Origin of the sequence: Megasphaera sp. AF13-6AC, from assembly GCF_027685385.1 — a bacterium.
In the GTDB taxonomy this organism is placed as follows: Bacteria; Bacillota; Negativicutes; order Veillonellales; family Megasphaeraceae; genus Megasphaera; species Megasphaera micronuciformis.
The window spans coordinates 1,659-2,904 of record NZ_JAQCUN010000144.1; the positions used below are offsets into that span (position 1 = coordinate 1,659).

The following is a 1,246-nucleotide window of genomic DNA, read 5'->3' on the forward strand; positions in this document are numbered from 1 at the left end:
TCCCGTTAATGATGACCTGCGATCGACTGTTTCCTACCGGCTTTAACAAGACGGGATTCATGTCCGTTTCAGGAATAAGACCGGCCGCTTCCGCCTGAGCAACTTGGGCTCTACCCATCTCCTTGCCGTCCGGTGTAACATAGGAATTTAAAGCCATGTTTTGTGCTTTAAAAGGAGCTGTACGCATGCCTTCACGAGCAAAAATACGGCAAAGAGCTGTCGTTAAAATACTTTTCCCTACATGCGATCCTGTTCCCTGGAACATAATATATGACGCCATTACCGTATCTCCTTTTAAATCACTTTTGATAAATACTGGGACGTCCCTTTACATCGGCACACTTGGTCTTACAACCCGGATGATTGCAGAGCCAGTAAGGGCCGTAGGGACCGTCCATACGTACAAATCGACCCGTTTTACACCGCGGACAAGTATAATCGGTGCTTTCATCTACAGCCTTCGGTATAATTTGTTCCGTATGCTTACATTTCGGATAAGACGTACAGCCGTAAAATTCGCCGTATTTGCCGGCTCTTTTTATCATAACCGAACCGCATCGGGGACACCGCTTTCCTTCCGCATGAGTTTTGACAACACCTTGCCCCGCCTTTTGTATGAGTGTACGCAAAAATTCTACTTGATCTTTCAAAAAAGACTGTAAATCGTCTTTGCCTATACTCATTAAATGAAGCCGTTCTTCCCAAATGGCAGTCTCATCGGGGTAAGCCAATTCATCGGGCAACGCATCAATAAGAATATATGCCGAATCGGCCGGACACAAATACTTTTTCTTACCTTCTTCGTATAAAAACTTGCGACCGATTAATTCATTAATAATCGTCGCCCGCGTCGCTTCCGTACCGATTCCCTGGACTTCTTTGAGTTTCTTTTTCAGACCGTCATCCTTCACATATTTATAAATTTCTTTCATCGCCGCCAACAAGGTGGATGCCGTAAAGCGCTGAGGCGGCTTCGTTTCTTTCTCTTCTGTTATACCGGACTTATAAAAAACTATCGTCCCTTTTTTCAGAACCGGCAATTGATCCTTGTCTTCTTCGTTGTCATCACTTTTATCCCGACTATACAGCTCTTTCCACCCGAGAGCGGTAACGGTTTTACCGCGAGCTACGAAATCTTCTTGAGCACAATTAATGATAATGCGCTGACTGTCGTATTCATGAACACCGTAAAACTGGGCAATATAAGCCTGTGCGATAAGAAAATATATATTTTTTTGTATGGGAG

The 1,246-nt window shown here is 44.2% G+C and carries 2 protein-coding genes; both read right to left on the reverse strand.

Going from position 1 to position 1,246, the window contains the following annotated elements; translation table 11 throughout:
* Window positions 1-280: nucleotide-binding protein (locus tag PGX78_RS07250; RefSeq protein WP_442864814.1), on the reverse strand; the 280-nt coding region annotated here is incomplete at its 3' end.
* A 19-nt stretch (window positions 281-299) separates the two neighbouring features.
* The coding region (locus tag PGX78_RS07255) for a DNA topoisomerase (RefSeq protein ID WP_270446194.1) at window positions 300-1,246 on the reverse strand (947 nt) is incomplete at its 5' end.